Annotated in this window: 31 protein-coding genes, 1 pseudogene and 1 other annotated feature; of the genes and pseudogenes, 30 read left to right on the forward strand and 2 right to left on the reverse strand. The window is 41.6% G+C overall.

Annotated elements, in window-relative coordinates; genetic code table 11:
* The first annotated feature begins 1 nt into the window (after position 1).
* The 11 genes from proC (at position 2) to HT731_RS06840 (ending at position 8,803) form a co-directional block, all read left to right on the forward strand.
* Positions 2-799, forward strand: coding sequence for a pyrroline-5-carboxylate reductase (gene proC / locus HT731_RS06790; protein WP_173278235.1), 798 nt, complete (start codon positions 2-4; stop codon positions 797-799).
* Positions 800-912: 113 nt separating this feature from the next.
* Positions 913-1,551, forward strand: a complete 639-nt coding sequence (gene tmk, locus HT731_RS06795; RefSeq protein WP_173278237.1) for a dTMP kinase — start codon at positions 913-915, stop codon at positions 1,549-1,551.
* Positions 1,548-2,438, forward strand: a complete 891-nt coding sequence (locus HT731_RS06800; RefSeq protein ID WP_173278239.1) for a DNA polymerase III subunit delta' — start codon at positions 1,548-1,550, stop codon at positions 2,436-2,438. Before tmk ends, HT731_RS06800 begins: the two co-directional genes overlap by 4 nt.
* Positions 2,439-2,477: 39 nt before the next feature.
* Positions 2,478-2,795 carry a DNA replication initiation control protein YabA gene (gene yabA / locus HT731_RS06805; protein WP_000358228.1) on the forward strand — a complete coding sequence of 106 codons (318 nt, stop codon included), beginning with the start codon at positions 2,478-2,480 and terminating at the stop codon, positions 2,793-2,795.
* A 2-nt stretch (positions 2,796-2,797) separates the two neighbouring features.
* A complete protein-coding gene (gene rsmI / locus HT731_RS06810) occupies positions 2,798-3,676 on the forward strand; it encodes a 16S rRNA (cytidine(1402)-2'-O)-methyltransferase (RefSeq protein WP_173278241.1) in 879 nt (292 codons plus the stop codon).
* A 187-nt stretch (positions 3,677-3,863) separates the two neighbouring features.
* On the forward strand, positions 3,864-5,198 hold the full coding sequence (trmFO, locus tag HT731_RS06815; RefSeq protein ID WP_173278243.1) for a methylenetetrahydrofolate--tRNA-(uracil(54)-C(5))-methyltransferase (FADH(2)-oxidizing) TrmFO: 1,335 nt from the start codon (positions 3,864-3,866) through the stop codon (positions 5,196-5,198).
* Between the two features lie 83 nt (positions 5,199-5,281).
* The gene (gene pyrH, locus HT731_RS06820) at positions 5,282-6,019 is read left to right on the forward strand and encodes a UMP kinase (protein WP_000002996.1); all 738 of its coding nucleotides are present in this window, start codon (positions 5,282-5,284) and stop codon (positions 6,017-6,019) included.
* A gap of 8 nt (positions 6,020-6,027) precedes the next feature.
* Entirely contained in the window at positions 6,028-6,585 is a 558-nt protein-coding gene (gene frr, locus HT731_RS06825; RefSeq protein WP_001262225.1) for a ribosome recycling factor, read from the forward strand.
* 59 nt (positions 6,586-6,644) lie between these two features.
* Complete coding sequence (gene cvfB / locus HT731_RS06830) at positions 6,645-7,499, forward strand: RNA-binding virulence regulatory protein CvfB (RefSeq protein ID WP_173278245.1); 855 nt, start codon at positions 6,645-6,647, stop codon at positions 7,497-7,499.
* A gap of 8 nt (positions 7,500-7,507) precedes the next feature.
* Positions 7,508-7,723 carry a YozE family protein gene (locus tag HT731_RS06835; protein ID WP_001232084.1) on the forward strand — a complete coding sequence of 72 codons (216 nt, stop codon included), beginning with the start codon at positions 7,508-7,510 and terminating at the stop codon, positions 7,721-7,723.
* Between the two features lie 84 nt (positions 7,724-7,807).
* Entirely contained in the window at positions 7,808-8,803 is a 996-nt protein-coding gene (locus tag HT731_RS06840; protein WP_173278247.1) for a PhoH family protein, read from the forward strand.
* Positions 8,804-8,859: 56 nt separating this feature from the next.
* Here HT731_RS06840 and ald read toward each other — a convergent pair whose 3' ends face one another.
* On the reverse strand, positions 8,860-9,972 hold the full coding sequence (ald, locus tag HT731_RS06845; protein WP_140833231.1) for an alanine dehydrogenase: 1,113 nt from the start codon (positions 9,970-9,972) through the stop codon (positions 8,860-8,862).
* Positions 9,973-10,142: 170 nt separating this feature from the next.
* On the opposite strand from ald, the gene HT731_RS06850 reads away from it, so the two are divergent.
* The 11 genes from HT731_RS06850 (at position 10,143) to HT731_RS06900 (ending at position 19,695) form a co-directional block, all read left to right on the forward strand.
* On the forward strand, positions 10,143-10,712 hold the full coding sequence (locus HT731_RS06850; protein WP_125451245.1) for a GNAT family N-acetyltransferase: 570 nt from the start codon (positions 10,143-10,145) through the stop codon (positions 10,710-10,712).
* Positions 10,713-10,778: 66 nt separating this feature from the next.
* A complete protein-coding gene (locus HT731_RS06855; protein WP_125451246.1) occupies positions 10,779-11,420 on the forward strand; it encodes a helix-hairpin-helix domain-containing protein in 642 nt (213 codons plus the stop codon).
* Positions 11,404-13,638, forward strand: coding sequence for a DNA internalization-related competence protein ComEC/Rec2 (locus HT731_RS06860; RefSeq protein ID WP_173278249.1), 2,235 nt, complete (start codon positions 11,404-11,406; stop codon positions 13,636-13,638). The genes HT731_RS06855 and HT731_RS06860 overlap by 17 nt, the downstream gene beginning before the upstream one ends.
* A gap of 362 nt (positions 13,639-14,000) precedes the next feature.
* Positions 14,001-14,588, forward strand: a complete 588-nt coding sequence (locus HT731_RS06865) for an ABC transporter ATP-binding protein (RefSeq protein ID WP_173278250.1) — start codon at positions 14,001-14,003, stop codon at positions 14,586-14,588.
* A 3-nt stretch (positions 14,589-14,591) separates the two neighbouring features.
* Entirely contained in the window at positions 14,592-15,776 is a 1,185-nt protein-coding gene (locus tag HT731_RS06870) for a hypothetical protein (protein WP_173278252.1), read from the forward strand.
* Positions 15,777-15,936: 160 nt separating this feature from the next.
* Positions 15,937-16,068, forward strand: a sequence feature (ribosomal protein L20 leader region).
* Positions 16,069-16,083: 15 nt separating this feature from the next.
* Entirely contained in the window at positions 16,084-16,614 is a 531-nt protein-coding gene (infC, locus tag HT731_RS06875; protein ID WP_000848180.1) for a translation initiation factor IF-3, read from the forward strand.
* Positions 16,615-16,646: 32 nt separating this feature from the next.
* Positions 16,647-16,847 carry a 50S ribosomal protein L35 gene (rpmI, locus tag HT731_RS06880; RefSeq protein WP_001125943.1) on the forward strand — a complete coding sequence of 67 codons (201 nt, stop codon included), beginning with the start codon at positions 16,647-16,649 and terminating at the stop codon, positions 16,845-16,847.
* A gap of 51 nt (positions 16,848-16,898) precedes the next feature.
* A complete protein-coding gene (gene rplT, locus HT731_RS06885; protein WP_000124834.1) occupies positions 16,899-17,258 on the forward strand; it encodes a 50S ribosomal protein L20 in 360 nt (119 codons plus the stop codon).
* A gap of 58 nt (positions 17,259-17,316) precedes the next feature.
* Positions 17,317-17,697, forward strand: coding sequence for a VOC family protein (locus HT731_RS06890; RefSeq protein ID WP_173278254.1), 381 nt, complete (start codon positions 17,317-17,319; stop codon positions 17,695-17,697).
* A 248-nt stretch (positions 17,698-17,945) separates the two neighbouring features.
* Positions 17,946-18,746 carry a dihydroorotate dehydrogenase electron transfer subunit gene (locus HT731_RS06895; protein ID WP_001070092.1) on the forward strand — a complete coding sequence of 267 codons (801 nt, stop codon included), beginning with the start codon at positions 17,946-17,948 and terminating at the stop codon, positions 18,744-18,746.
* Positions 18,709-19,695 carry a dihydroorotate dehydrogenase gene (locus tag HT731_RS06900; RefSeq protein ID WP_162174290.1) on the forward strand — a complete coding sequence of 329 codons (987 nt, stop codon included), beginning with the start codon at positions 18,709-18,711 and terminating at the stop codon, positions 19,693-19,695. Before HT731_RS06895 ends, HT731_RS06900 begins: the two co-directional genes overlap by 38 nt.
* 177 nt (positions 19,696-19,872) lie before the next feature.
* Here HT731_RS06900 and pavA read toward each other — a convergent pair whose 3' ends face one another.
* Positions 19,873-21,528, reverse strand: coding sequence for an Rqc2 family fibronectin-binding protein PavA (pavA, locus tag HT731_RS06905; protein WP_173278256.1), 1,656 nt, complete (start codon positions 21,526-21,528; stop codon positions 19,873-19,875).
* Positions 21,529-21,632: 104 nt separating this feature from the next.
* Between pavA and ybeY the strand changes: the two genes are divergently transcribed.
* The 8 genes and pseudogenes from ybeY to secG all read left to right on the forward strand — a co-directional run bounded on the left by ybeY (position 21,633) and on the right by secG (position 25,515).
* Positions 21,633-22,130, forward strand: a complete 498-nt coding sequence (ybeY, locus tag HT731_RS06910) for an rRNA maturation RNase YbeY (protein WP_000275156.1) — start codon at positions 21,633-21,635, stop codon at positions 22,128-22,130.
* Positions 22,111-22,506, forward strand: a complete 396-nt coding sequence (locus HT731_RS06915) for a diacylglycerol kinase (protein ID WP_000378170.1) — start codon at positions 22,111-22,113, stop codon at positions 22,504-22,506. Before ybeY ends, HT731_RS06915 begins: the two co-directional genes overlap by 20 nt.
* A gap of 16 nt (positions 22,507-22,522) precedes the next feature.
* Positions 22,523-23,422 (forward strand): GTPase Era, encoded by a 900-nt coding sequence (era, locus tag HT731_RS06920; protein WP_000143256.1) that lies wholly within the window; start codon positions 22,523-22,525, stop codon positions 23,420-23,422.
* A gap of 48 nt (positions 23,423-23,470) precedes the next feature.
* Positions 23,471-24,295 carry a DNA-formamidopyrimidine glycosylase gene (gene mutM, locus HT731_RS06925; RefSeq protein ID WP_033680495.1) on the forward strand — a complete coding sequence of 275 codons (825 nt, stop codon included), beginning with the start codon at positions 23,471-23,473 and terminating at the stop codon, positions 24,293-24,295.
* Positions 24,295-24,885: a dephospho-CoA kinase gene (gene coaE / locus HT731_RS06930; RefSeq protein WP_173278259.1), complete on the forward strand. Its 591-nt coding sequence runs from the start codon at positions 24,295-24,297 to the stop codon at positions 24,883-24,885. Before mutM ends, coaE begins: the two co-directional genes overlap by 1 nt.
* Positions 24,881-25,093: pseudogene (locus HT731_RS06935) on the forward strand (MFS transporter); the annotation flags it as partial. The gene coaE and the pseudogene HT731_RS06935, both read left to right, overlap by 5 nt.
* The gene (gene rpmG, locus HT731_RS06940) at positions 25,093-25,242 is read left to right on the forward strand and encodes a 50S ribosomal protein L33 (RefSeq protein ID WP_001809104.1); all 150 of its coding nucleotides are present in this window, start codon (positions 25,093-25,095) and stop codon (positions 25,240-25,242) included. The pseudogene HT731_RS06935 and the gene rpmG, both read left to right, overlap by 1 nt.
* 39 nt (positions 25,243-25,281) lie before the next feature.
* Complete coding sequence (gene secG / locus HT731_RS06945; protein ID WP_000282517.1) at positions 25,282-25,515, forward strand: preprotein translocase subunit SecG; 234 nt, start codon at positions 25,282-25,284, stop codon at positions 25,513-25,515.
* The last annotated feature ends 74 nt before the right edge of the window (positions 25,516-25,589 follow it).

Raw genomic sequence — 25,589 nt, forward strand, 5'->3', positions numbered from 1 at the left:
GATGAAGATTGGATTTATCGGTTTGGGGAATATGGGTGCTAGTTTGGCCAAGGCTGTCTTGCAGACCAATACGGGTGCTCAGATTCTCCTTGCCAATCGTAGTCAAGCTAAGGTGGATGCTTTCATTGCCGACTTTGGTGGTCAGGCTTCTAGCAATGAAGAAATATTCGCAGAAGCAGATGTGATTTTTCTAGGAGTTAAGCCTGTACAGTTCTCAGACTTGCTTTCTCAATATCATACTATCCTTGAAAAACGAGAAAGTCTTCTTTTGATTTCTATGGCAGCTGGATTGACCTTGGAAAAACTAGCAAGTCTTATCCCAAGTCAACACCGAATTATTCGTATGATGCCAAATACCCCTGCTTCTATTGGTCAAGGAGTGATTAGTTATGCCTTGTCTCCTAATTGCAGGGCTGAGGATAGTGAGCTCTTTTGTCAGCTTTTAGCCAAGGCTGGTCTCTTGGTTGAACTTGGGGAAGGATTAATCGACGCGGCGACAGGTCTTGCAGGTTGTGGACCAGCCTTTGTCTATCTTTTTATCGAGGCCTTGGCAGATGCGGGCGTTCAGACGGGATTACCACGAGAAACGGCCTTGAAAATGGCGTCTCAAACTGTGGTAGGAGCTGGGCAATTGGTCCTTGAAAGTCAGCAACATCCTGGAGTTTTGAAAGACCAAGTTTGTAGCCCAGGCGGTTCAACTATCGCTGGTGTAGCTAGTTTAGAAGCACATGCCTTTAGAGGAACCGTTATGGAGGCAGTCAAAAAAGCCTACAAACGAACTAAAAAACTAGGTAAATAAGAGGTGGCTTTGACTGCCTCTTTTATGGTGGCTGAAATGAGAAGACAAAAAGATTGTCACAAACCCCTATTTTTTTGATAGAATAGAAGTAGTAAAAAAGAAATGAGTTAGACATGTCAAAAGGATTTTTAGTCTCTCTTGAGGGACCAGAGGGAGCAGGCAAGACCAGTGTTTTAGAGGCTCTGCTACCAATTTTAGAGGAAAAAGGAGTAGAGGTGCTGACGACCCGTGAACCTGGCGGAGTCTTGATTGGGGAGAAGATTCGGGAAGTAATTTTGGATCCAAGACATACTCAGATGGATGCTAAGACAGAGCTCCTTCTCTATATCGCCAGTCGCAGACAGCACTTGGTGGAAAAAGTTCTTCCAGCACTTGAAGCTGGTAAGTTGGTCATTATAGACCGCTTTATTGATAGTTCTCTTGCCTATCAGGGATTTGGTCGTGGCTTGGATATTGACGCCATTGACTGGCTCAATCACTTTGCGACAGATGGTCTTAAACCCGATTTGACACTCTATTTTGACATCGAGGTGGAAGAAGGGCTGGCTCGTATTGCTGCTAATAGCAATCGCGAGGTTAATCGTTTGGATTTGGAAGGGTTGGACTTGCATAAAAAAGTCCGTCAAGGTTACCTTTCTCTCCTGGAAAAAGAAGGAAATCGCATTGTCAAGATTGATGCCAGTCTTCCCTTGGACCAAGTTGTGGAAGCTACCAAGGCTGTCTTGTTTGACAGAATGGGCTTGCTAAAATGAAACAAGATCAACTAAAGGCTTGGCAACCAGACCAGTTTGACCGCTTTGTCCGTATCCTAGAACAAGAACAGCTCAATCACGCCTATCTCTTTTCAGGTTTCTTTGGAAGCTTGGAAATGGCGCACTTTTTGGCTAAAAGTCTCTTTTGCACGGATAAAATTGGCGTTCTACCATGTGAGAAATGTCGAAACTGCAAGCTGATTGAACAGGAAGAATTTCCCGATGTCACTTTGATTAAGCCAGTCAATCAGGTCATCAAGACAGAACGGATTCGGGAATTGGTGGGACAGTTTTCCCAAGCAGGGATTGAAAGCCAGCAGCAGGTTTTTATTATCGAGCAAGCTGAGAAGATGCACCCCAACGCAGCCAATTCTCTGCTCAAGGTTATCGAAGAACCCCAGAGTGAGGTTTACATTTTCTTCTTGACCAGCGATGAGGAAAAGATTTTACCAACAATTCGAAGTCGGACCCAGATTTTCCACTTTAAAAAACAAGAAGAAAAGCTCATCCATCAATTAGAACAAGCAAGTCTGGTTAAGAAAAAAGCGACTCTCCTAGCTCAGTTTAGTCAATCGCGAGCTGAAGCAGAAAAGTTGGCAAATCAGACAAGTTTTTGGACCTTGGTCGATGAAAGTGAACACCTGCTAACTTGGTTAGTAGATAAGAAAAAAGAAAGTTATCTTCAAGTAGCCAAATTAGCTAGCTTGGCAGATGACAAGGAAAAACAAGATCAGGTTTTACGGATTATTGAAGTCCTCTGTGGGCAGGACCTCTTGCAAGTAAGAGTAAGGATGATTCTACAAGATCTGCTAGAAGCTAGAAAAATGTGGCAAGCCAATGTCAGCTTTCAAAATGCCATGGAATATCTGGTCTTAAAAGAAATATAAACTCAAAAATGAAGGATAAAGAAAGGAAAGGGCTGTTTTATGGACAAAAAAGAATTATTTGACGCGCTGGATGATTTTTCCCAACAGTTGTTGGTAACCTTGGCCGATGTGGAAGCCATCAAGAAAAATCTCAAGAGCCTGGTAGAGGAAAATACAGCTCTTCGCTTGGAAAATAGTAAGTTGCGCGAACGCTTGGGTGAGGTGGAAGCAGATGCTCCCGTCAAGGCCAAACATGTTCGCGAAAGTGTCCGTCGCATTTACCGTGATGGATTTCACGTTTGTAATGATTTTTATGGACAACGTCGAGAGCAGGACGAGGAATGTATGTTCTGTGACGAGTTGTTATACAGGGAGTAGGCATGCAGATTCAAAAAAGTTTTAAGGGGCAGTCTCCCTATGGCAAGCTGTATCTAGTGGCAACGCCGATTGGCAATCTAGACGATATGACCTTTCGAGCTATCCAGACCTTGACAGAAGTGGACTGGATTGCTGCTGAGGACACGCGCAATACAGGGCTTTTGCTCAAGCATTTTGACATTTCTACCAAACAGATTAGTTTTCATGAGCACAATGCCAAGGAAAAGATTCCTGATTTGATTGATTTCCTGAAAGCAGGGCAAAGTATTGCTCAGGTATCCGATGCAGGTCTGCCTAGCATTTCAGACCCTGGCCATGATTTGGTCAAGGCTGCGATTGAGGAAGAAATCGCAGTTATCACTGTTCCAGGTGCCTCTGCAGGAATTTCTGCCTTGATTGCCAGTGGTTTAGCGCCACAGCCACACATATTTTACGGCTTCTTACCCAGAAAATCAGGCCAGCAAAAGCAATTTTTCGACTTGAAAAAAGACTATCCAGAAACTCAAATTTTCTATGAATCGCCTCATCGTGTGGCAGATACGCTAGAAAATATGCTAGAAGTCTATGGTGACCGCTCGGTAGTCTTGGTAAGAGAATTGACAAAGATTTACGAAGAATACCAACGAGGAAAAATCTCTGAATTGCTGGAAAGTATCGCTGAAACGCCTCTCAAGGGTGAATGCCTTCTCATCGTGGAAGGTGCCAGTCAGGATGTGGAGGAAAAAGACGAGGAAGACTTGTTCTTAGAAATCCAAGCCCGCATACAGCAAGGTATGAAGAAAAATCAAGCCATTAAGGAAGTAGCTAAGTTTTACCAGTGGAATAAAAGCCAGCTTTACGCTGCCTACCATGACTGGGAAGAAAAACAAGAAAATGACTAAACAGGGAAGTTTGCCTTCTTCCCTTTTTTTGTTATACTAGTAGAAGAAAAAAATAGAAAGATTTGTGGGAGTGAAAAAGTCCGGGGGGACTTTTTCAGCCTGAGCCAGAAAACTCGAGAGCGAGGAAAGTCCGATTGGCTTTTTCAATGTGAAACTTGTCTTCAACTCCCAAAGAGGTATTAGTGTCGTGTCTCAATCTTATATCAATGTTATCGGTGCTGGTTTGGCAGGTTCTGAAGCAGCCTACCAAATCGCAGAGCGTGGTATTCCAGTTAAACTTTATGAAATGCGTGGTGTCAAGTCAACACCTCAACATAAAACAGACAATTTTGCTGAGTTAGTTTGTTCTAATTCCCTTCGTGGGGATGCTCTTACAAATGCTGTCGGGCTTCTCAAGGAAGAAATGCGTCGCTTGGGTTCTGTTATTTTGGAATCTGCTGAGGCTACACGGGTTCCTGCAGGTGGTGCGCTTGCGGTGGACCGTGATGGTTTCTCACAGATGGTGACTGAAAAAGTGACCAACCACCCCTTGATTGAAGTGGTTCGTGATGAAATTACAGAATTACCAACAGATGTTATCACAGTTGTGGCTACTGGTCCCTTGACTAGTGATGCCCTAGCTGAGAAAATTCATGCCCTTAATAATGGAGATGGTTTCTATTTCTACGATGCGGCAGCGCCTATTATCGACGTCAATACCATCGATATGAGCAAGGTCTATCTCAAATCACGTTATGATAAGGGAGAAGCCGCTTATCTCAACTCGCCTATGACCAAGCAAGAGTTTATGGATTTCCATGAAGCTTTGGTCAATGCGGAAGAAGCACCGCTCAATTCCTTTGAAAAAGAAAAGTATTTTGAAGGATGCATGCCAATCGAAGTCATGGCCAAACGTGGCATTAAAACTATGCTTTATGGCCCTATGAAACCAGTCGGCCTTGAGTATCCAGACGATTATACAGGCCCTCGTGATGGAGAATTCAAAACACCTTATGCAGTGGTTCAGCTTCGTCAGGACAATGCAGCTGGTAGTCTCTATAATATCGTCGGTTTCCAGACCCACCTTAAATGGGGAGAACAAAAGCGTGTCTTCCAAATGATTCCAGGTCTTGAAAATGCTGAGTTTGTTCGTTATGGTGTTATGCACCGCAATTCTTATATGGATTCACCAAATCTTCTTGAACAGACCTATCGTTCTAAGAAACAACCAAATCTCTTCTTTGCTGGTCAGATGACTGGTGTGGAAGGCTATGTAGAGTCAGCAGCGTCAGGATTAGTTGCGGGAATTAACGCGGCTCGTCTTTTCAAGGGAGAAAGTGAGGCTATTTTCCCAGAGACGACGGCTATCGGAAGCTTAGCTCATTACATCACTCATGCAGATAGCAAACATTTCCAACCAATGAATGTCAATTTCGGAATTATCAAGGAGTTGGAAGGCGAGCGTATCCGTGATAAGAAGGCTCGTTATGAAAAAATTGCAGAGCGTGCCCTCAGCGATTTAGAGGAATTTTTAACTGTCTAATTTTTTTGAAAGAATTGCTCATGATACTATAAAAATCTTAGAAATTGTGATAAAATAGGTAGGATAAAAAAAGGAGAGTGAAAATGGCGAATCCCAAGTATAAACGTATTTTAATTAAGTTATCAGGTGAAGCCCTTGCCGGTGAACGTGGCGTAGGGATTGATATCCAAACAGTTCAAACAATCGCAAAAGAGATTCAAGAAGTTCATAGCTTAGGTATCGAAATTGCCCTTGTTATTGGTGGAGGAAATCTCTGGCGTGGAGAACCTGCTGCTGAAGCAGGTATGGACCGCGTTCAGGCAGATTACACAGGAATGCTTGGGACTGTTATGAATGCTCTTGTGATGGCAGATTCATTGCAACAAGTTGGGGTTGATACACGTGTGCAAACAGCCATTGCAATGCAACAAGTGGCAGAGCCTTACGTACGTGGACGTGCCCTTCGTCACCTTGAAAAAGGCCGTATCGTTATCTTTGGTGCCGGAATTGGTTCACCATACTTCTCAACAGATACAACAGCGGCCCTTCGTGCGGCTGAAATTGAAGCAGATGCTATCCTTATGGCCAAAAATGGTGTCGATGGTGTTTACAATGCCGATCCTAAGAAAGATAAGACAGCCGTTAAATTTGAAGAATTGACCCACCGTGACGTTATCAATAAAGGTCTTCGTATCATGGACTCAACAGCTTCAACCCTCTCAATGGATAACGACATTGACTTGGTTGTCTTCAACATGAACCAACCAGGCAACATCAAACGTGTTGTATTTGGAGAAAATATCGGAACAACAGTTTCAAACAATATCGAAGAAAAGGAATAAGAAAGATTATGGCTAATGCAATTATTGAAAAAGCTAAAGAGAGAATGACCCAATCTCATCAATCACTTGCTCGTGAATTTGGTGGTATCCGTGCAGGTCGTGCCAATGCAAGCTTGCTGGACCGTGTACATGTAGAATACTATGGAGTTGAAACTCCTCTTAACCAAATCGCTTCAATTACCATTCCAGAAGCGCGTGTTTTGTTGGTAACACCATTTGACAAGTCTTCATTGAAAGATATCGAACGTGCCTTGAACGCTTCTGATCTTGGTATCACACCAGCTAACGATGGTTCTGTGATTCGCTTGGTTATCCCAGCTCTAACAGAAGAAACTCGTCGTGATCTTGCTAAAGAAGTGAAGAAGGTCGGCGAAAATGCTAAAGTGGCTGTTCGCAATATCCGTCGTGATGCTATGGACGAAGCCAAGAAACAAGAAAAAGCAAAAGAAATCACTGAAGACGAATTGAAGACTCTTGAAAAAGACATTCAAAAAGTAACAGACGATGCTGTTAAACACATCGACGACATGACTGCCAACAAAGAGAAAGAACTTTTGGAAGTCTAAAAATAAACAGAAAAACTCAGTTGGCATTGCTGGCTGAGTTTTATTCGAAAGAAGGAAATATGAATACAAATCTTGCAAGTTTTATCGTTGGACTGATCATCGATGAGAATGACCGTTTCTACTTTGTGCAAAAGGATGGTCAAACCTATGCTCTTGCTAAGGAAGAAGGTCAGCATACAGTAGGTGACACGGTTAAAGGTTTTGCTTATACAGATATGAAGCAAAAACTCCGTTTGACAACTCTAGAAGTGACTGCCACTCAGGATCAATTCGGTTGGGGAACTGTAACGGAAGTTCGGAAAGACTTGGGTGTCTTTGTGGATACAGGTCTACCCGATAAGGAAGTCGTAGTATCACTTGATATTCTCCCTGAACTCAAGGAACTCTGGCCTAAGAAGGGGGATCAACTCTACATCCGTCTTGAAGTGGACAAGAAAGACCGTATCTGGGGACTCTTGGCTTATCAAGAAGACTTCCAACGTCTAGCTCGTCCTGCCTACAATAACATGCAGAACCAAAACTGGCCAGCCATTGTTTACCGTCTCAAGTTGTCAGGAACCTTTGTTTACCTGCCAGAAAATAACATGCTTGGCTTTATCCATCCTAGCGAGCGCTACGCAGAGCCACGTTTGGGTCAAGTCTTAGATGCGCGTGTCATTGGTTTCCGTGAAGTGGACCGTACCTTGAACCTCTCCCTCAAACCACGTTCCTTTGAAATGTTGGAAAATGATGCTCAGATGATTTTGACTTACTTAGAAAGCAACGGCGGTTTCATGACCTTAAATGATAAATCATCTCCTGATGACATCAAGGCTACCTTTGGTATTTCTAAAGGCCAGTTTAAAAAGGCACTTGGTGTCTTGATGAAGGCTGGTAAAATCAAGCAAGACCAGTTTGGTACAGAATTGATTTAGGGAGACTTATGAGAAAATCATTTTACACTTGGCTCATGACCGAGCGCAATCCTAAAAGTAACAGTCCCAAGGCTATATTGGCAGACCTAGCTTTTGAGGAGTCAGCCTTTCCAAAACACACAGATGATTTTGATGAGGTGAGTCGCTTTTTGGAAGAACATGCAAGTTTCTCTTTCAACCTAGGAGACTTTGACGCTATCTGGCAAGAATACTTAGAACACTAGCATGATTCATTGGGGTTGGGCTAGTAATTTCTCCACCACTTTGCTATAATAAAAAGAAATAAAAGGATTAGAGAGGTTCTTTATTTGAAGGAACATTCAATAGACATTCAACTGAGTCATCCAGATGACCTGTTTCATCTTTTTGGTTCCAATGAACGCCATCTTCGTTTGATGGAAGAAGAGCTTGATGTGGTGATTCATGCTCGTACGGAGATTGTCCAGATTTTGGGAGAAGAGTCTGCTTGTGAGGAAGCCCGTCAGGTTATTCAAGCCCTCATGGTCTTGGTCAATCGTGGGATGACCGTTGGGACGCCAGATGTAGTGACGGCTATTAGTATGGTCAAAAACGATGAAATCGACAAGTTTGTCGCCCTTTACGAAGAAGAAATTATCAAGGACAATACAGGGAAACCTATCCGTGTCAAAACATTGGGGCAAAAACTTTATGTGGATAGTGTTAAACATCATGATGTAACCTTTGGAATCGGACCTGCAGGAACAGGGAAGACCTTCCTTGCAGTGACCTTGGCAGTGACTGCCCTTAAACGTGGCCAGGTCAAACGAATTATCTTGACACGTCCAGCGGTTGAGGCAGGAGAGAGTCTAGGTTTTCTTCCGGGTGATCTTAAAGAGAAGGTAGATCCTTACCTTAGACCTGTTTATGATGCCTTGTATCAGATTCTAGGCAAAGACCAGACGACTCGTCTCATGGAGCGTGAAATTATCGAGATTGCACCCCTTGCCTATATGCGTGGACGGACCTTGGAGGATGCCTTTGTCATTCTCGATGAGGCGCAAAATACGACTATCATGCAGATGAAGATGTTCTTAACTCGTTTAGGATTTAATTCTAAGATGATTGTCAATGGAGATATCAGTCAGATTGATCTTCCGCGTAATGTCAAGTCCGGTTTGATTGATGCCCAAGAGAAACTCAAGAATATCCATCAGATTGACTTTGTTCATTTTTCAGCCAAGGATGTGGTTCGCCATCCAGTTGTCGCTCAGATTATCCGAGCTTATGAACCAGCTCCAGTTAAAAAAGAAGAGCGTGAAGAAGTCCAAGAAGAAAGAGAATAGCAAAAAAGAGCAGTTCAGGTGGAATTGCTCTTTCTTTTATCTGATAATTAGATTTTTTAGATTAGTTCATCAATTGGAGTATGTTTTTTATCGAGACCTTGGGCTACTGGAAGACTGGTTAAGTAACCTTGATAAGTAGTAACACCTTGGCGCAAGCCCTCATCCTCAGAGATTGCTTGTACAAAACCTTTACCAGCCAAAGCTTCAATATAAGGAAGAGTGACATTGGTTAGGGCAATGGTTGAAGTACGAGCAACCGCACCAGGGATGTTGGCAACGGCATAGTGGAGAACACCGTGTTTTTCATATACAGGCTCATCGTGCGTTGTCACACGGTCAGCTGTCTCGATAACACCACCTTGGTCAACGGCAACGTCAACGATGACAGATCCTGGACGCATTTGCTTGACCATCTCATCTGTGACCAGTTTTGGTGCCTTGGCACCTGGGATGAGAACCGCTCCGATCACCACATCCGCATCTTTCACACTGGCTTCGATGTTGAATGAATTGGACATAAGGGTTTGGATTTGATGACCAAAGACTTCTTCGAGGACTGAAAGACGTTTAGCACTGATATCAAGGATGGTTACTTGAGCACCAAGACCAAGCGCAATTCGAGCAGCATGGGTCCCTACGACACCGCCACCGATGATGGTTACTTTCCCTTTAGGTACACCCGGCACACCACCCAGTAAGACACCAGAACCTCCTGCTTGCTTAGTTAGGAAATGGGCGCCGATTTGGACTGCCATACGGCCTGCAACCTCACTCATAGGTACGAGGAGTGGTAATTGACCTTGGGAATCACGGACAGTTTCATAGGCAATCCCAGTTGTTTTTGCTTCCAACATAGCATCTGCTAATTCTGGAGCAGCGGCCATGTGCAAGTAGGTGAAGAGAAGCAGGTCGTCACGTAAGTAACCATATTCAGAAGCTAGTGGTTCTTTTACTTTTACGACCAATTCAGCTGCCCAGGCTTCACCAGCAGTAGCGACAATTTCAGCTCCTTGCTTTTGATAGTCAGCATCAGTAAAGCCAGAACCGAGACCAGCATTTGTTTCGATAAGGACGCGATGACCACGGCCGACTAAGCTGTGGACACCAGCAGGTGTTAGGGCAACACGGTTTTCATTATTCTTAATTTCTTTTGGAATTCCGATTAACATAGAGAAAAACTCCCTTTCTATTGACGGGTTGTAAATGATTTATCACATTATCTATAAAATAAGGTGATGATTTTATTCTATATGAAACCGCTTTAAAAAGCAAGAAAAATTTGTTGTAATTTATTTTTTATGCTAGACTGGTAGAAAATATTTTTAAATGGAGGAGAAGTATGGAATCAATCTTTTTAAAACTATCCCAGTATCCAACAATGGAGACAGAGCGTTTATTGCTTAGACCTGTAACTTTGGATGATGCGGAAGCAATGTTTGAATATGCCTCGGACAGAGAAAATACGCGTTACACTTTTCCAACCAATCAAAGCTTGGAAGAAACTCAAAATAATATTGCTCAGTTCTACTTGGCCAATCCCTTGGGACGGTGGGGGATAGGACTAAAAAGCAATGGCAAATTTATCGGAACCATTGATTTGCACAAGATTGATCCTGCTCTTAAGAAGGCAGCTATTGGCTATATTATCAATAAAAAGTATTGGAATCAAGGATTAACGACAGAAGCCAATCGTGCTGTGATTGAGCTAGCTTTTGAGAAGATAGGGATGAATAAGTTGATTGCCCTTCACGATAAGAATAATCCTGCGTCTGGAAAGGTCATGGAGAAATCAGGAATGCGTTTTTCCCACGAAGAAGCTTATGCTTGTATTGACCAGCATGAAGAAGGCCGAATCGTGACAAGAGTTCATTATGTCTTGACCAAGGAAGACTATTTTGCAAATAAATAAGCAGTTGAAAAGAAATTTTCAACTGTTTTTTCTTCCTCTTACGAATAATCTAAGAGAGGAGAAAATATGGAAGCAATTATCGAGAAAATCAAAGAGTATAAAATCATTGTCATCTGTACTGGTCTGGGCTTACTTGTAGGAGGATTTTTCCTGCTAAAACCATCTCCACAAACACCTGTCAAGGAAACGAATTTGCAGGCTGAAGTTGCAGCTGTTTCCAAGGATTCGGTATCCGAAAATGAAGTGAAGAAGGAAGAACCGGTTGAACAAGATCTAATCACAGTAGATGTAAAAGGCGCTGTTAAAGCACCTGGAATTTATGATTTGCCGGTAGGTAGTCGGGTCAATGATGCCGTTCAGAAGGCTGGTGGCTTGACAGAGCAAGCAGACAGCAAGTCGCTCAATCTAGCTCAGAAAGTTAGTGATGAAGCCCTGGTTTATGTTCCAACTAAGGGAGAAGAAGCAGCTAGTCAACAGACTGCTTCTGGGACGGCCTCTTCAACGAGCAAGGAAAAGAAAATCAATCTCAACAAGGCCAGTCTGGAAGAACTCAAGCAGGTCAAAGGCTTGGGAGGAAAACGAGCCCAGGATATTATCGATCATCGTGAGACTAATGGCAAATTCAAGTCGGTTGATGAACTTAAGAAGGTCTCTGGCATTGGTGCTAAAACGATAGAAAAGCTAAAAGACTATGTTACAGTGGATTAAGAAACTCCCTATTCCCCTAATTTACCTGAGTTTTCTATTGCTTTGGCTTTACTATTCTATTTTCTCAGCATACTATCTTGCTTTGTTAGGCTTTGTTTTTCTGCTAGTCTGTCTCTTTTTCCAATTTCCTTGGAAATCTGCTAGCAAAGTTCTAGTGATTTGTGGAATCTTTGGCTTCTGGTTTCTGTTTCAAAATTGGCAACAGAGTCAAGCAAGTCAAAATTTGGCGGATTCTGTTGAAAGGGTACGGATTTTGCCTGATACTATTAAAGTCAATGGTGACAGTCTATCCTTTCGTGGCAAGTCTGATGGACGCATTTTTCAAGTTTATTATAAACTCCAGTCCGAGGAGGAGAAAGAAACCTTTCAAGCTTTAACCGACATTCATGAGATAGGACTAGAAGGGAAGCTTTCGGAGCCAGAAGGGAAGAGAAATTTTGGTGGTTTCGACTACCAAACCTATCTGAAAACTCAGGGAATTTACCAGATTCTCAATATCAAAAAAATCCAGTCACTTCAAAAGGTTGGCAGTTTGGATATAGGTGAAAATCTGTCCAGTGTACGCCGAAAGGCTGTAGTTTGGATTAAGACGCATTTTCCAGACCCTATGCGGAACTACATGACAGGGCTCTTACTAGGACATCTGGACACCGACTTTGAGGAGATGAATGAGCTTTATTCTAGTCTAGGAATTATCCACCTCTTTGCCTTGTCGGGTATGCAGGTAGGTTTTTTCATGGATGGCTTTAAGAAACTTCTCTTGCGATTGGGCTTGACCCAAGAAAAGTTGAAATGGCTAACTTATCCCTTTTTCCTTATTTATGCAGGCCTGACTGGATTTTCAGCCTCGGTCATTCGCAGTCTCTTGCAAAAGTTACTGGCTCAACATGGTGTTAAGGGCTTGGATAATTTTGCTCTGACGGTGCTTGTCCTCTTTATTATCATGCCCAACTTTTTCTTGACAGCAGGAGGAGTCTTGTCCTGCGCTTATGCTTTTATCTTGACCATGACTAGCAAAGAAGGAGAGGGGCTTAAGGCTATTGCCAGAGAAAGTCTAGTCATTTCCTTGGGAATATTGCCCATTCTGTCCTTCTATTTTGCGGAATTTCAACCTTGGTCCATCCTTTTGACCTTTGTCTTTTCCTTTCTATTTGACTTGGTCTTCTTACCGCTCTTGTCTATCTTATTTGCCCTTTCCTTTCTCTATCCAGTCATTCAGCTGAATTTTATCTTTGAATGGTTGGAGGGAATGATTCGCTTGGTGTCGCAGGTGGCAAGTAGGCCTCTGGTCTTTGGACAACCCAATGTATGGCTTTTAATCTTATTGTTAATTTCCTTGGCTTTGGTCTATGATTTGAGGAAAAATATCAAAAGAGTAGCTGGCTTCAGCTTACTTATTGTGGGTCTCTTTTTCTTGACCAAGCATCCACTGGAAAATGAAATCAGCATGCTGGATGTGGGGCAAGGTGAAAGTATTTTCTTACGGGATGTAACTGGTAAAACCATTCTCATAGATGTCGGTGGCAAGGCAGAATCTAATAAGAAAATCGAAAAATGGCAAGAAAAGGCGACGACCAGCAATGCACAGAGAAGCTTGATCCCCTATCTAAAAAGTCGAGGAGTAGCCAAGATTGATCAGCTAATTTTGACAAATACGGACAAGGAACATGTTGGAGATTTGCTGGAGGTGACCAAGGCATTCCATGTAGGGGAAATTTTAGTGTCCAAAGGCAGTCTGAAACAGAAGGAATTTGTTGCAGAACTACAGGTAACTCAAACCAAGGTGCGCAGTGTGACAGAAGGAGAAAACTTGCCAATTTTTGGAAGTCAGTTAGAAGTCCTATCTCCAAGGAAAATTGGAGATCATGAAGATACCCTGGTTTTGTATGGAAAACTCTTGGATAAAAACTTTCTCTTCACTGGAAATTTGGAGGAGAAAGGAGAGAAGGGCTTGCTGAAGCACTATCCAGACTTGAAAATTGATGTCTTGAAAGCTGGCCAACATGGCTCTAAACAATCATCAAGTTCAGCCTTTTTAGAACAGCTCAAACCAGAGGTGATTCTCATTTCAGTTGGAAAGAGCAATCGAACGAAACTCCCTCATCAGGAAACCTTGACCCGACTGGAAACTATCAATAGCAAAGTATATCGAACTGACCAGCAAGGGGCTATACGCTTTAAGGGTTGGAATAGTTGGAAAATCGAAAGCATTCGATAGGAGGAAAAGTTGTTATAGATTAGTAAGAAAACAAAAACCAAAAATCTGTTGCATAATAATGATAAAAACGATATAATGAAAGCGTGTTCAATATTAAAGATATAAATGCAATAAAACCATTAAAAATTAGCAAAAACCGTTTAATTAGTTAGTTTATGATCTATTGGTCTTTTTTAGTCCAGTGTATCTGCTGTGAGCGTCCTTAAAACTTATCGGTATGATTGGAAAGTATAGTACGAACTATCACAGTCTCGTTATGATAGCTATTCTGAGTATAAAGTTGGTTCTGGCTGGAATTACGATCGTTATGAGGTACTAAACTACTACAGCGGAGGCTATTAATCCAAAAAGGAGGGCTAGATATGTTGCAGCTTACTCATGTGACCTTAAAAACGCGACAAGTCATTTTACAAGATGTTGATTTTACATTTGAAAAGGGTAGGATTTATGGTATTCTTGCTATCAATGGCTCTGGAAAGACGACACTGTTCCGTGCCATTAGCAATTTAATTCCTATAAGTAGTGGAAATATTGCATCCCCTCCTTCTTTGTTTTATTATGAGAGTATTGAATGGCTGGATGGAAACTTAAGTGGAATGGACTATCTTCGCCTTATCAAAAACATCTGGAAGTCAGGGCTGAACTTGGGGGATGAAATTGATTACTGGGAAATGTCTGACTATATCAGACTTCCCATTCGCAAGTATTCCTTAGGCATGAAGCAACGTTTGGTGATTGCCATGTATTTCCTCAGTCAGGCGAAATGCTGGCTTATGGATGAGATTACAAATGGCTTAGATGAGTATTATCGACAGAAGTTTTTTGATAGGCTGGCACAAATTGATAGACAAGAACAGCTGGTTCTTTTAAGTTCCCACTATAAGGAAGAGTTGCTTGATGTCTGCGATAGAGTAGTAACCATTCATCAGGGGCAGATAGAAGAGGTTTAGTTTATGAAAGATGTTAGTCTATTTTTATTAAAAAAAGTTTTCAAAAGTCGCTTAAACTGGATTATCTTAGCTTTATTTGTATCTGGACTCGGTGTTACCTTTTATTTTAATAGTCAGACTGCAAACTCCGTCAGCTTGGAGAGCGAGTTGGAAACCTATCTTGTAAAAAATGAGAGAGTCATCAATGAATATGAAGAGGAACTCTCCCAAATATCTGATACCAACTCGGAGGAATACCAGATTGCTAAAATTAATTTAGAATCGCAAAAAAATCATTCGACTCAAAAGACAGAAATTCTGACTTTATTAAAAGAAGGGCGATGGAAAGAAGCTTACTATTTGCAGTGGCAAGATGAAGAGAAGAATTATGAAATGATATCAAATAACCCGACTGTTAGCTCTGACTTTAAAATGGCGGTTGACCGCCAACGAAAGATTTACCAAGCCCTGTATCCCTTGAACATAAAAGCACATACTTTGGAGTTTCCGATCCACGGGATTGATCAGATTATCTGGATTTTAGAGGCTATCATCCCAACCTTGTTTGTGATTGCTATTATTTTTATGCTAACGCAACTATTTGCAGAAAGATATCAAAATCATCTGGACACAGCTCAGTTATATCCTTTTTCAAAAGTGACATTTGCAATGTCCTCTCTTGGAGTTGGAGTGGGTTATGTAACTGTACTGTTTATCGGAATCAGCGGATTTTCTTTTCTAGTGGGAAGTCTGATAAGTGGTTTTGGACAGTTAGATTATCCCTACCCGATTTATAGCTTAGTGAATCAAGAGGTAACTATTGGAAAGATACAAGATGTGTTATTTCCTGGCTTGTTCTTAGCTTTCTTAGCCTTTATCGTCATTGTGGAAGTAGTGTACTTGATTGCTTACTTTTTCAAGCAAAAAATGCCTGTCCTTTTTCTTTCACTCATTGGGATTGTTGGCTTATTGTTTGGCATCCAAACAATTCAGCCTCTTCAAAGGATTGCACATCTGATTCCCTTTACTTACTTGCGTTCAGTGGAGATTTTGTCTGGAAGATTACCTAAGCAAATTGATAATGTCAATCTGAATTGGAGCATGGGGATAGTCTTACTTCCTTGCCTGATTATCCTTTTGTTAGTGGGGATTCTATTTATCGAAAGATGGGGAAGTTCACAGAAAAAAGAATTTTTTAATAGATCCTAGCTTTCCTATAGGGAAAATAAGTAAAAACTAACATAGAGAGGGAATCAACTTGATTCTCTCTTTTTGATTAGGAAATCAATGAAAAATACAAACACAAACTTTTCAAAAAAATAACTTTTTATCTTGACAAGGGCTAGAAAACTTGGTATCATATAAAAGTTGAGAAAAGCAGAAGTGAGAGCTTCTCGCCTTGTGACATTAAGTTGCCTGGCCCTACGGATGAAAAGTTTCTAAGAAACGCTATCATAACGTGCGGGCTTGTATATTTACGAGTCCGCTATTGTTTTTCTCTAATAAAACAAAAGAGGTGAAAACCATAGCAAAGCAAGACTTATTCATCAATGATGAGATTCGTGTACGTGAAGTTCGCTTGATTGGTCTTGAAGGAGAACAACTAGGCATTAAGCCACTCAGTGAAGCGCAAGCTTTGGCTGATAATGCTAATGTTGACCTAGTATTGATTCAACCCCAAGCCAAACCGCCTGTTGCAAAAATTATGGACTACGGTAAGTTCAAATTTGAGTACCAGAAGAAGCAAAAAGAACAACGTAAAAAACAAAGTGTTGTTACTGTGAAAGAAGTTCGTCTAAGTCCAACTATTGACAAGGGTGACTTTGATACAAAACTTCGCAATGCACGCAAATTCCTTGAAAAAGGAAATAAAGTTAAGGTATCTATTCGCTTTAAGGGTCGTATGATTACCCATAAAGAGATTGGTGCAAAAGTTTTAGCCGAGTTTGCTGAAGCAACTCAAGATATTGCCATCATCGAACAACGTGCTAAAATGGATGGACGTCAAATGTTCATGCAATTGGCGCCAGCGACTGACAAAAAATAATTGTCAGAAAGTTAAATAAAGGAGAAAAAATCATGCCAAAACAAAAAACACACCGCGCATCAGCTAAACGTTTCAAACGTACAGGTTCTGGTGGACTTAAACGTTTCCGTGCTTACACTTCTCACCGTTTCCACGGAAAAACTAAGAAACAACGTCGTCATCTTCGTAAAGCATCTATGGTGCATTCAGGAGATTACAAACGTATCAAAGCAATGCTTACTCGCTTGAAATAATAGTTTGACTGTAAGTAAAGAATTCTAGGAAATATTTGGAGGAAATAAAACATGGCACGTGTTAAAGGTGGCGTTGTATCACGCAAACGTCGTAAACGTATTCTTAAATTAGCAAAAGGTTACTATGGAGCTAAACACATCTTGTTCCGTACTGCAAAAGAACAAGTAATGAACTCTTACTACTATGCATACCGTGACCGTCGTCAGAAAAAACGTGACTTCCGCAAATTGTGGATCACTCGTATCAACGCGGCAGCTCGTATGAACGGACTTTCATACTCACAATTGATGCATGGTTTGAAATTGGCTGAGATCGAAGTTAACCGTAAAATGCTTGCTGACTTGGCTGTTAACGATGCAGCAGCTTTCACAGCTCTTGCAGATGCAGCTAAAGCAAAACTTGGTAAATAATAACTGATGAGACTGGAACAGGATTGTCCCAGTCTTTTTAAAAATAAAGGAGAAAAAAATGGCTTCAAAAATGCTACACACTTGCTTGCGAGTAGAAAATCTTGAAAAATCAATCGCATTTTATCAAGATGCTTTTGGTTTTAAAGAATTGCGTCGCAGAGATTTTCCAGACTATGCCTTCACAATTGTCTATCTAGGACTTGAGGGTGACGACTATGAGTTGGAGTTGACTTATAACTACGATCATGGTCCTTATGTGGTTGGAGATGGGTTTGCCCATATCGCCCTCAGTACACCTGATCTTGAAGCTCTTCATCAAGAGCACAGTGCCAAAGGCTATGAAGTGACTGAGCCAAATGGTCTACCAGGAACTGCACCAAACTATTACTTTGTCAAAGACCCTGATGGCTACAAGGTCGAAGTCATTCGTGAAAAATAATCTCGTGAAGTCAAGTAGAATGTTCGTTTTCTACTTGACTTTTTTTATCTGAAAGAGTATACTAGTAAAAATTTAACCTTTAAGGGGAGTCCAGAGAGACTCACAAGGTGTCAGATAAAAGAATAGTGCAATTTTCTAGAGGAGACTTTTTGAGTGTGCTCTCTTCTGTTGTACGATTTTAACTGAGGCCTTGCACTAGCAAGGTCTTTTCTTTGTCTGGTCCCCTTAAAATTTAAGGAGGAAAAGTCATGAATCCCACATGTAAGAAACGTTTGGGTGCAATTCGATTGGAAACCATGAAGGTGGTTGCACAGGAGGAAATCGCGCCAAAAATCTTTGAATTAGTTCTAGAAGGGGAAATGGTTGAAGCTATGCGAGCAGGCCAATTTCTTCATCTGCGTGTGCCTGATGACGCCCATCTCTTGCGTCGCCCTATTTCAATTTCGTCTATCGATAAGGTTAAGAAACAGTGTCATCTCATTTATCGGATTGAGGGAGCTGGGACAGCTATTTTCTCAACCTTAAGTCAGGGAGATATTCTTGATGTGATGGGTCCTCAGGGGAATGGTTTTGACTTGTCTGACCTAGATGAGCAGAGCCAGGTTCTCCTTGTTGGTGGGGGGATTGGTGTTCCGCCCTTGCTTGAGGTTGCCAAGGAATTGCATGCGCGTGGTGTGAAAGTAGTGATAGTTCTCGGTTTTGCTAATAAGGATGCTGTTATCCTTGAAAAAGAATTAGCTCAATATGGTCAAGTCTTTGTAACGACAGATGATGGTTCTTATGGTATCAAGGGAAATGTTTCCGTTGTCATTAAGGATTTAGACAATCAATTTGATGCTGTTTACTCATGTGGGGCGCCTGGAATGATGAAGTATATCAATCAAACCTTTTATGACCACCCAAGAGCCTATCTATCTTTGGAATCTCGTATGGCTTGTGGTATGGGGGCTTGCTATGCCTGCGTCCTAAAAGTGCCAGAAAGCGAGACGGTTAGTCAACGCGTCTGTGAAGATGGCCCTGTTTTCCGCACAGGAACAGTTGTATTGTAAGGAGAAAATCATGACTACAAATCGTTTACAAGTTTCTCTACCAGGCTTGGATTTGAAAAATCCGATTATTCCAGCATCAGGCTGTTTTGGTTTTGGACAAGAGTATGCCAAGTACTATGATTTAGACCTTTTAGGTTCTATTATGATCAAGGCGACAACCCTTGAACCACGCTTTGGCAATCCAACTCCCAGAGTTGCTGAGACACCTGCTGGCATGCTCAATGCAATCGGCTTGCAAAATCCTGGTTTAGAGGTTGTTTTGGCTGAAAAGCTACCGTGGCTGGAAAGAGAATATCCAAATCTTCCTATTATTGCCAATGTGGCTGGTTTTTCAAAACAAGAGTATGCAGCTGTTTCTCATGGTATTTCTAAGGCAGCCAATGTAAAGGCTATTGAGCTCAATATTTCTTGCCCCAATGTAGATCACTGTAATCATGGACTCTTGATTGGTCAAGATCCAGATTTAGCCTATGATGTGGTGAAAGCAGCTGTCGAAGCCTCAGATGTGCCAGTTTATGTCAAACTGACCCCTAGTGTGACGGATATCGTTACTGTCGCAAAGGCAGCAGAGGATGCAGGAGCAAGTGGCTTAACCATGATCAATACTTTAGTCGGTATGCGCTTTGACCTCAAAACTCGCAAACCAATCTTGGCAAATGGAACGGGTGGAATGTCAGGTCCAGCAGTCTTTCCAGTAGCCCTCAAACTCATCCGCCAAGTTGCCCAAACAACAGACCTGCCTATCATTGGAATGGGGGGAGTGGATTCGGCTGAAGCTGCCCTAGAAATGTATCTGGCTGGTGCCTCTGCTATCGGAGTTGGAACAGCCAATTTTACCAATCCATATGCCTGTCCTGATATCATCGAAAATCTACCAAAGGTTATGGATAAATATGGCATCAGCAGTCTAGAAAATCTACGCAAGGAAGTAAAAGAGTCTATGAGATAAACTGCAATCAATCTGTTCTTGATGAACAAAGTTGTCAAGGAAGTAAGTTATAGTTGATTGAATCTAGAATAGTACGCTGTGACTGCTAAAATATTTCTAGAAATTAATTTGACTTTCCTAATTGATTTGTTTATATCTTATTGCAATCTACTATAAAAATCCTGATTTCAAGTAAAATCAGGATTTTTTCATGGATGCGATTTTTTCTGGGTCTGGTGTGACACGGAGGGTCTTTTGTCCTGTGTAGGTGACAAAGCCGGGTTTTCCACCAGTTGGTTTGTTGAGTTTCTTGACTTCAATCATATCTACCTGGACCAGATTTGACAGGCGACCTTGAGAGAAGTAGGCGGCTAGCTCTGCTGCGTCTGTTTTGACTTCATCAGATGGGTCAAGATTTCCTGAGATGACAACATGGCTTCCAGGAATGTCCTTGGCATGGAACCAAAGTTCCTCCTTGCGGGCCATTTTAAAGGTTAGCTCTTCATTTTGCAGGTTATTGCGGCCGACATAGATGATGGTTTTGCCATCGCTTGCTAGATATTGTTCTGGTTTTTTGCGTTTCTGGATTTTCTCCCGTTGTCTTCTGCGGATAAAGCCTGTTTGGATCAATTCTTCACGGATTTCAGCGATTTCTTCCAGTCCAGCTTGGTTGAGGACAGTTTCCACACTTTCTAGATAGAGAATGGTTGCCTTGGTTTCTTCAATCAGATCAGTTAAGTATTTGACAGCTTCTTTGAGTTTCTGATACCGTTTAAAATAGCGTTGGGCATTCTGGTTGGGAGTCAAGGCCTTATCAAGCGCAATGGTGATAGGTAGGTTGGTATAGTAGTTGTCTAGGATAACCTGGTCTTGGTCGTTAGGCACTTGATGGAGGAAGGTTGTTAGCAATTCCCCTTTTTGGCGAAATTCTTCAGCATTGTCTGTCGCCAGTAATTCTTTTTCCTGTTTTTTGAGTTTGTGGCGGTTTTTCTGAAGTTCATTTTCAACACGACGAATGAGTTCACTGGCTTGCTGTTTGACGCGGTCGCGCTCAGCCTTATCCTTATAGTAGGTGTCCAACAAATCAGAAAGACTGGCAAAAGGCTCTCCCATCTGATTTGCAAAAGGAACTGGACTGAAGGAAGTCTCAGTCAAGCATGGCTTGGTTTCTTGATTGAAAAAGTTTCGGAAAGTGGAAAGTTTTTCACTAACCAGTATCCTTTCCAATTCATTTGCCGTATCGCGTCCCAGACCTTGAAAGAGGCTTTGAAGATTTTTAGCTGTCGTTTCCTGTGTTTGCAGGATTTCAAAGAGTTTCTCGTCCTTGATCGTAAAAGGATTGAGAGATTCCGTACTTGGCGGAGCGATATAACTCGATCCAGGAAGCAAAGTGCGGTAGCTATTTTGTGAAAAGCCGACGTGTTTAATGACTTCGAGAATTTTATGACTGCTCTTATCAACCAGTAGAATATTACTGTGTTTCCCCATGATTTCGATAATCAAGGTAGCCTGAATATGGTCCCCAATCTCGTTTTTATTGGAAACTGTAATTTCCACAATACGGTCATTTTCAATCTGCTCGATCGATTCAATTAGGGCACCCTGCAAATATTTTCTTAAAACCATGATAAAGGTAGAAGGTTGGGCTGGATTTTCAAAAGTTGTTTGGGTCAGCTGAATGCGTCCAAAAACTGGATGGGCAGAAAGGAGCAGGCGATGACTTTGGCGATTGCTGCGGATTTGCAAGACCAACTCTTGTTCAAAAGGTTGATTGATTTTCTGGATGCGACCATTCACTAACTCTCTTCGCAATTCCTCAACCATGTGGTGTAAAAAAAATCCGTCAAATGACATCGTTCTCTCCTTGTGATTGTATTCCATAGTATTATATCAAAAAGGTAGAATAAAATCATGGAAATGTGGTATAATAAAGCCAAGTAAAGAGAAACGAGAAGCACATGTATATTGAAATGGTAGATGAAACTGGTCAAGTTTCAAAAGAAATGTTGCAACAAACCCAAGAAATTTTGGAATTTGCAGCCCAAAAATTAGGCAAAGAAGACAAGGAGATGGCAGTCACTTTTGTGACCAATGAGCGTAGTCATGAACTCAATCTGGAGTACCGTGACACGGACCGCCCGACAGATGTTATCAGTCTTGAATATAAACCAGAGTTGGAAATTGCCTTTGACGAAGAGGATTTGCTTGAAAATCCTGAATTGGCAGAGATGATGTCTGAGTTTGATGCCTATATTGGGGAATTGTTCATCTCTATCGATAAGGCTCATGAGCAGGCCGAGGAATACGGTCACAGCTTTGAGCGTGAGATGGGCTTCTTGGCAGTACACGGCTTTTTACATATCAATGGCTATGATCACTACACTCCGGAAGAAGAAGCGGAGATGTTCGGTTTACAAGAAGAAATTTTGACAGCCTATGGACTCACAAGACAATAAACGAAAATGGAAAAATCGTGACCTGATATCTAGTTTAGAATTTGCTCTCACAGGAATTTTTACTGCCATCAAGGAAGAACGCAATATGCGAAAACATGCAGTGACGGCTCTTGTAGTCATTCTTGCAGGTTTAGTTTTTCAGGTGTCACGAATCGAATGGCTCTTTCTCCTATTGAGCATTTTCTTGGTAGTAGCTTTTGAAATTATCAATTCTGCTATTGAAAATGTGGTGGATTTGGCCAGTCACTATCACTTTTCCATGCTGGCTAAAAATGCCAAGGATATGGCGGCTGGCGCGGTATTAGTGGTCTCTCTTTTCGCAGCCTTAACAGGCGCATTGATTTTTCTCCCACGAATCTGGGATTTATTATTTTAAACAGTAAGAGGAAATTATGACATTTAAATCAGGCTTTGTAGCCATTTTAGGACGTCCCAATGTTGGGAAGTCAACCTTTTTAAATCACGTCATGGGGCAAAAGATTGCCATCATGAGTGACAAGGCGCAGACAACGCGCAACAAAATCATGGGAATTTATACGACCGATAAGGAACAAATTGTCTTTATCGACACACCAGGGATTCACAAGCCAAAGACAGCCCTTGGAGATTTCATGGTTGAATCCGCCTACAGCACTCTCCGTGAAGTAGATACAGTTCTCTTTATGGTTCCAGCTGATGAAGCACGTGGTAAGGGGGACGATATGATTATCGAGCGTCTCAAGGCTGCTAAGGTTCCTGTGATTTTGGTTGTGAACAAGATCGATAAGGTTCACCCAGACCAGCTTTTGTCTCAGATTGATGATTTTCGTAATCAAATGGACTTTAAGGAAATCGTTCCAATCTCAGCTCTTCAAGGGAATAACGTCTCTCGTCTAGTGGATATTTTGAGTGAAAATCTGGACGAAGGATTCCAGTATTTCCCAGCTGATCAAATCACAGACCATCCAGAGCGCTTCTTAGTATCAGAAATGATTCGCGAGAAAGTCTTGCACCTAACTCGTGAAGAGATTCCGCATTCTGTCGCAGTAGTTGTGGATTCTATGAAACGAGATGAAGAGACAGACAAGGTTCACATTCGTGCAACTATCATGGTCGAGCGCGATAGCCAAAAAGGGATTATCATCGGTAAGGGTGGTGCTATGCTTAAGAAAATTGGTAGTATGGCCCGTCGTGATATTGAACTTATGCTAGGGGACAAGGTTTTCCTAGAAACTTGGGTCAAGGTCAAGAAAAACTGGCGCGATAAAAAGCTAGATTTAGCTGACTTTGGCTATAATGAAAAAGAATACTAAGTAGGGGTGGGCTCATGCCTGCTTCTTGTTTTTACAGAAGGAGGATTTATGCCTGAATTACCTGAGGTTGAAACCGTGCGTCGTGGCTTAGAAAAATTGATTCTGGGTAAGAAGATTTCGAGTGTAGAAATTCGCTATCCCAAGATGATAAAGACGGATTTAGACGAGTTTCAAAAGGAAGTGGCTGATCAGATTGTTGAGTCAATGGGACGTCGAGGTAAATATTTACTTTTCTACCTGACAGACAAGGTCTTGATTTCCCATCTGCGGATGGAGGGCAAGTATTTTTATTATCCAGACCAGGTTCCTGAACGCAAACATGCCCATGTTTTGATTCATTTTGAAGATGGTGGGACGCTTGTTTATGAGGATGTACGCAAGTTTGGTACTATGGAACTCTTGTCTCCTGACCTTTTGGATGCCTATTTTATTTCTAAAAAAATAGGTCCTGAACCAATAGAGCAAGACTTTGATGTGCAGGTCTTTCAAGCTGCTCTAACTAAATCTAAAAAGCCTATCAAATCCCGTCTCCTAGACCAGACCTTGGTAGCTGGATTAGGAAATATTTATGTGGATGAGGTTCTCTGGCGTGCTCAGGTTCATCCAGCTAGACCTTCCCAGACGTTAACAGTAGCAGAAGCGACTGCCATTCATAACCAGACTATTGCTGTTTTGGGACAGGCTGTTGAAAAAGGTGGTTCCACCATTCGGACCTATACCAATGCCTTTGGGGAAGACGGGACCATGCAGGATTTTCATCAGGTTTATGACAAGGCTGGTCAAGAATGTTCCCGCTGTGGAACTTTAATTGAGAAAATCCAACTAGGCGGACGCGGAACCCACTTTTGTCCAAACTGTCAAAGGAGGGACTGATGGGAAAAATCATTGGAATCACTGGGGGAATTGCCTCTGGTAAGTCAACTGTGACAAATTTTCTAAGAAAGCAAGGTTTTCAAGTAGTGGATGCCGACGCAGTCGTCCACCAACTACAGAAACCTGGTGGTCGTCTGTTTCAGGCTCTAGTCCAGCACTTTGGGCAAGAAATCATTCTAGAAAATGGAGAACTCAATCGCCCTCTCCTAGCTAGTCTTATCTTTTCAAATCCTGAAGAACGAGAATGGTCTAAGCAAATCCAAGGAGAGATTATCCGTGAGGAACTAGCTGTGTTAAGAGAGCAGTTGGCTCAGACAGAATCCATTTTTTTCATGGATATTCCTTTGCTTTTTGAACAAGACTATAGTTCTTGGTTTGATGAGACATGGTTGATCTATGTGGATAGAGATGTCCAAGTGGAACGTTTAATGAAAAGGGATCAGCTATCCAAGGATGAAGCTGAGTCACGTCTGGCAGCCCAGTGGCCTTTAGAAAAAAAGAAATATTTGGCCATCCATGTTCTAGACAACAATGACAATCAGGACCAACTTCTAACACAAGTACTTTCTCTACTTGACGGAAGTCAGTAAGATAACTCTAAAATCAGGTATTTCAAGGATTTACTCCTCCAACCAAGTTTTTTATATTGGTGGAGTTATAGGACCTATGGCAGGTTCTGCAGTAGCAGGTCAATTTGGCTACCATGCTGTCTTTTATGCGACAAGTCTTTGTGTTGCCTTTAGTTGTCTCTTTAACCTGCTTCAATTTCGAACATTATTAAAAGTAAAGGAAATCTAGTGCGAGTAAAAATTAATCTCAAATGCTCCTCTTGTGGCAGTATCAATTACCTAACCAGTAAAAATTCAAAAACCCATCCAGACAAGATTGAAGTTTTAAAGTATTGTCCCAAGGAAAGAAAAGTAACCCTACATCTTGAATCTAAGTAGATTTTATGGTAAAATAATAAGGATTTTAAGGAGTTTGATATGTATAACCTATTATTAACCATTTTATTAGTATTATCTGTTGTGATTGTGATTGCGATTTTCATGCAACCAACCAAAAACCAATCCAGCAATGTATTTGATGCCAGCTCAGGTGATTTGTTTGAACGCAGTAAAGCACGTGGTTTCGAGGCTGTAATGCAGCGTTTGACAGGGATTTTAGTCTTTTTCTGGCTAGCCATTGCCTTAGCATTGACGGTATTATCAAGTAGATAAGAAAATAATGGGCAGGACTAGGTCTTTGCCTGTTTTTATTTTTAAATGATGTTTGAGAAGGTTTTACAGTAAAA

This window comes from Streptococcus sp. k-163 (assembly GCF_013277555.1).
Classification (GTDB): Bacteria; Bacillota; Bacilli; order Lactobacillales; family Streptococcaceae; genus Streptococcus.

Coding starts and splice junctions, on each gene's coding strand:
- rplT (WP_000124834.1), top strand. CDS start 16,899: ATGGCACGTGTTAAAGGTGGCGTTGTATCACGCAAACGTCGTAAACGT.
- HT731_RS06890 (WP_173278254.1), top strand. CDS start 17,317: ATGGCTTCAAAAATGCTACACACTTGCTTGCGAGTAGAAAATCTTGAA.
- ybeY (WP_000275156.1), top strand. CDS start 21,633: ATGTATATTGAAATGGTAGATGAAACTGGTCAAGTTTCAAAAGAAATG.
- yabA (WP_000358228.1), top strand. CDS start 2,478: ATGGACAAAAAAGAATTATTTGACGCGCTGGATGATTTTTCCCAACAG.
- mutM (WP_033680495.1), top strand. CDS start 23,471: ATGCCTGAATTACCTGAGGTTGAAACCGTGCGTCGTGGCTTAGAAAAA.
- secG (WP_000282517.1), top strand. CDS start 25,282: ATGTATAACCTATTATTAACCATTTTATTAGTATTATCTGTTGTGATT.
- HT731_RS06895 (WP_001070092.1), top strand. CDS start 17,946: ATGAATCCCACATGTAAGAAACGTTTGGGTGCAATTCGATTGGAAACC.
- HT731_RS06860 (WP_173278249.1), top strand. CDS start 11,404: ATGTTACAGTGGATTAAGAAACTCCCTATTCCCCTAATTTACCTGAGT.
- HT731_RS06850 (WP_125451245.1), top strand. CDS start 10,143: ATGGAATCAATCTTTTTAAAACTATCCCAGTATCCAACAATGGAGACA.
- HT731_RS06855 (WP_125451246.1), top strand. CDS start 10,779: ATGGAAGCAATTATCGAGAAAATCAAAGAGTATAAAATCATTGTCATC.
- pyrH (WP_000002996.1), top strand. CDS start 5,282: ATGGCGAATCCCAAGTATAAACGTATTTTAATTAAGTTATCAGGTGAA.
- HT731_RS06870 (WP_173278252.1), top strand. CDS start 14,592: ATGAAAGATGTTAGTCTATTTTTATTAAAAAAAGTTTTCAAAAGTCGC.
- ald (WP_140833231.1), bottom strand. CDS start 9,972: ATGTTAATCGGAATTCCAAAAGAAATTAAGAATAATGAAAACCGTGTT.
- HT731_RS06900 (WP_162174290.1), top strand. CDS start 18,709: ATGGCCCTGTTTTCCGCACAGGAACAGTTGTATTGTAAGGAGAAAATC.
- HT731_RS06865 (WP_173278250.1), top strand. CDS start 14,001: ATGTTGCAGCTTACTCATGTGACCTTAAAAACGCGACAAGTCATTTTA.
- tmk (WP_173278237.1), top strand. CDS start 913: ATGTCAAAAGGATTTTTAGTCTCTCTTGAGGGACCAGAGGGAGCAGGC.
- HT731_RS06915 (WP_000378170.1), top strand. CDS start 22,111: ATGGACTCACAAGACAATAAACGAAAATGGAAAAATCGTGACCTGATA.
- rpmI (WP_001125943.1), top strand. CDS start 16,647: ATGCCAAAACAAAAAACACACCGCGCATCAGCTAAACGTTTCAAACGT.
- cvfB (WP_173278245.1), top strand. CDS start 6,645: ATGAATACAAATCTTGCAAGTTTTATCGTTGGACTGATCATCGATGAG.
- era (WP_000143256.1), top strand. CDS start 22,523: ATGACATTTAAATCAGGCTTTGTAGCCATTTTAGGACGTCCCAATGTT.
- pavA (WP_173278256.1), bottom strand. CDS start 21,528: ATGTCATTTGACGGATTTTTTTTACACCACATGGTTGAGGAATTGCGA.
- frr (WP_001262225.1), top strand. CDS start 6,028: ATGGCTAATGCAATTATTGAAAAAGCTAAAGAGAGAATGACCCAATCT.
- HT731_RS06835 (WP_001232084.1), top strand. CDS start 7,508: ATGAGAAAATCATTTTACACTTGGCTCATGACCGAGCGCAATCCTAAA.
- proC (WP_173278235.1), top strand. CDS start 2: ATGAAGATTGGATTTATCGGTTTGGGGAATATGGGTGCTAGTTTGGCC.
- HT731_RS06800 (WP_173278239.1), top strand. CDS start 1,548: ATGAAACAAGATCAACTAAAGGCTTGGCAACCAGACCAGTTTGACCGC.
- rsmI (WP_173278241.1), top strand. CDS start 2,798: ATGCAGATTCAAAAAAGTTTTAAGGGGCAGTCTCCCTATGGCAAGCTG.
- coaE (WP_173278259.1), top strand. CDS start 24,295: ATGGGAAAAATCATTGGAATCACTGGGGGAATTGCCTCTGGTAAGTCA.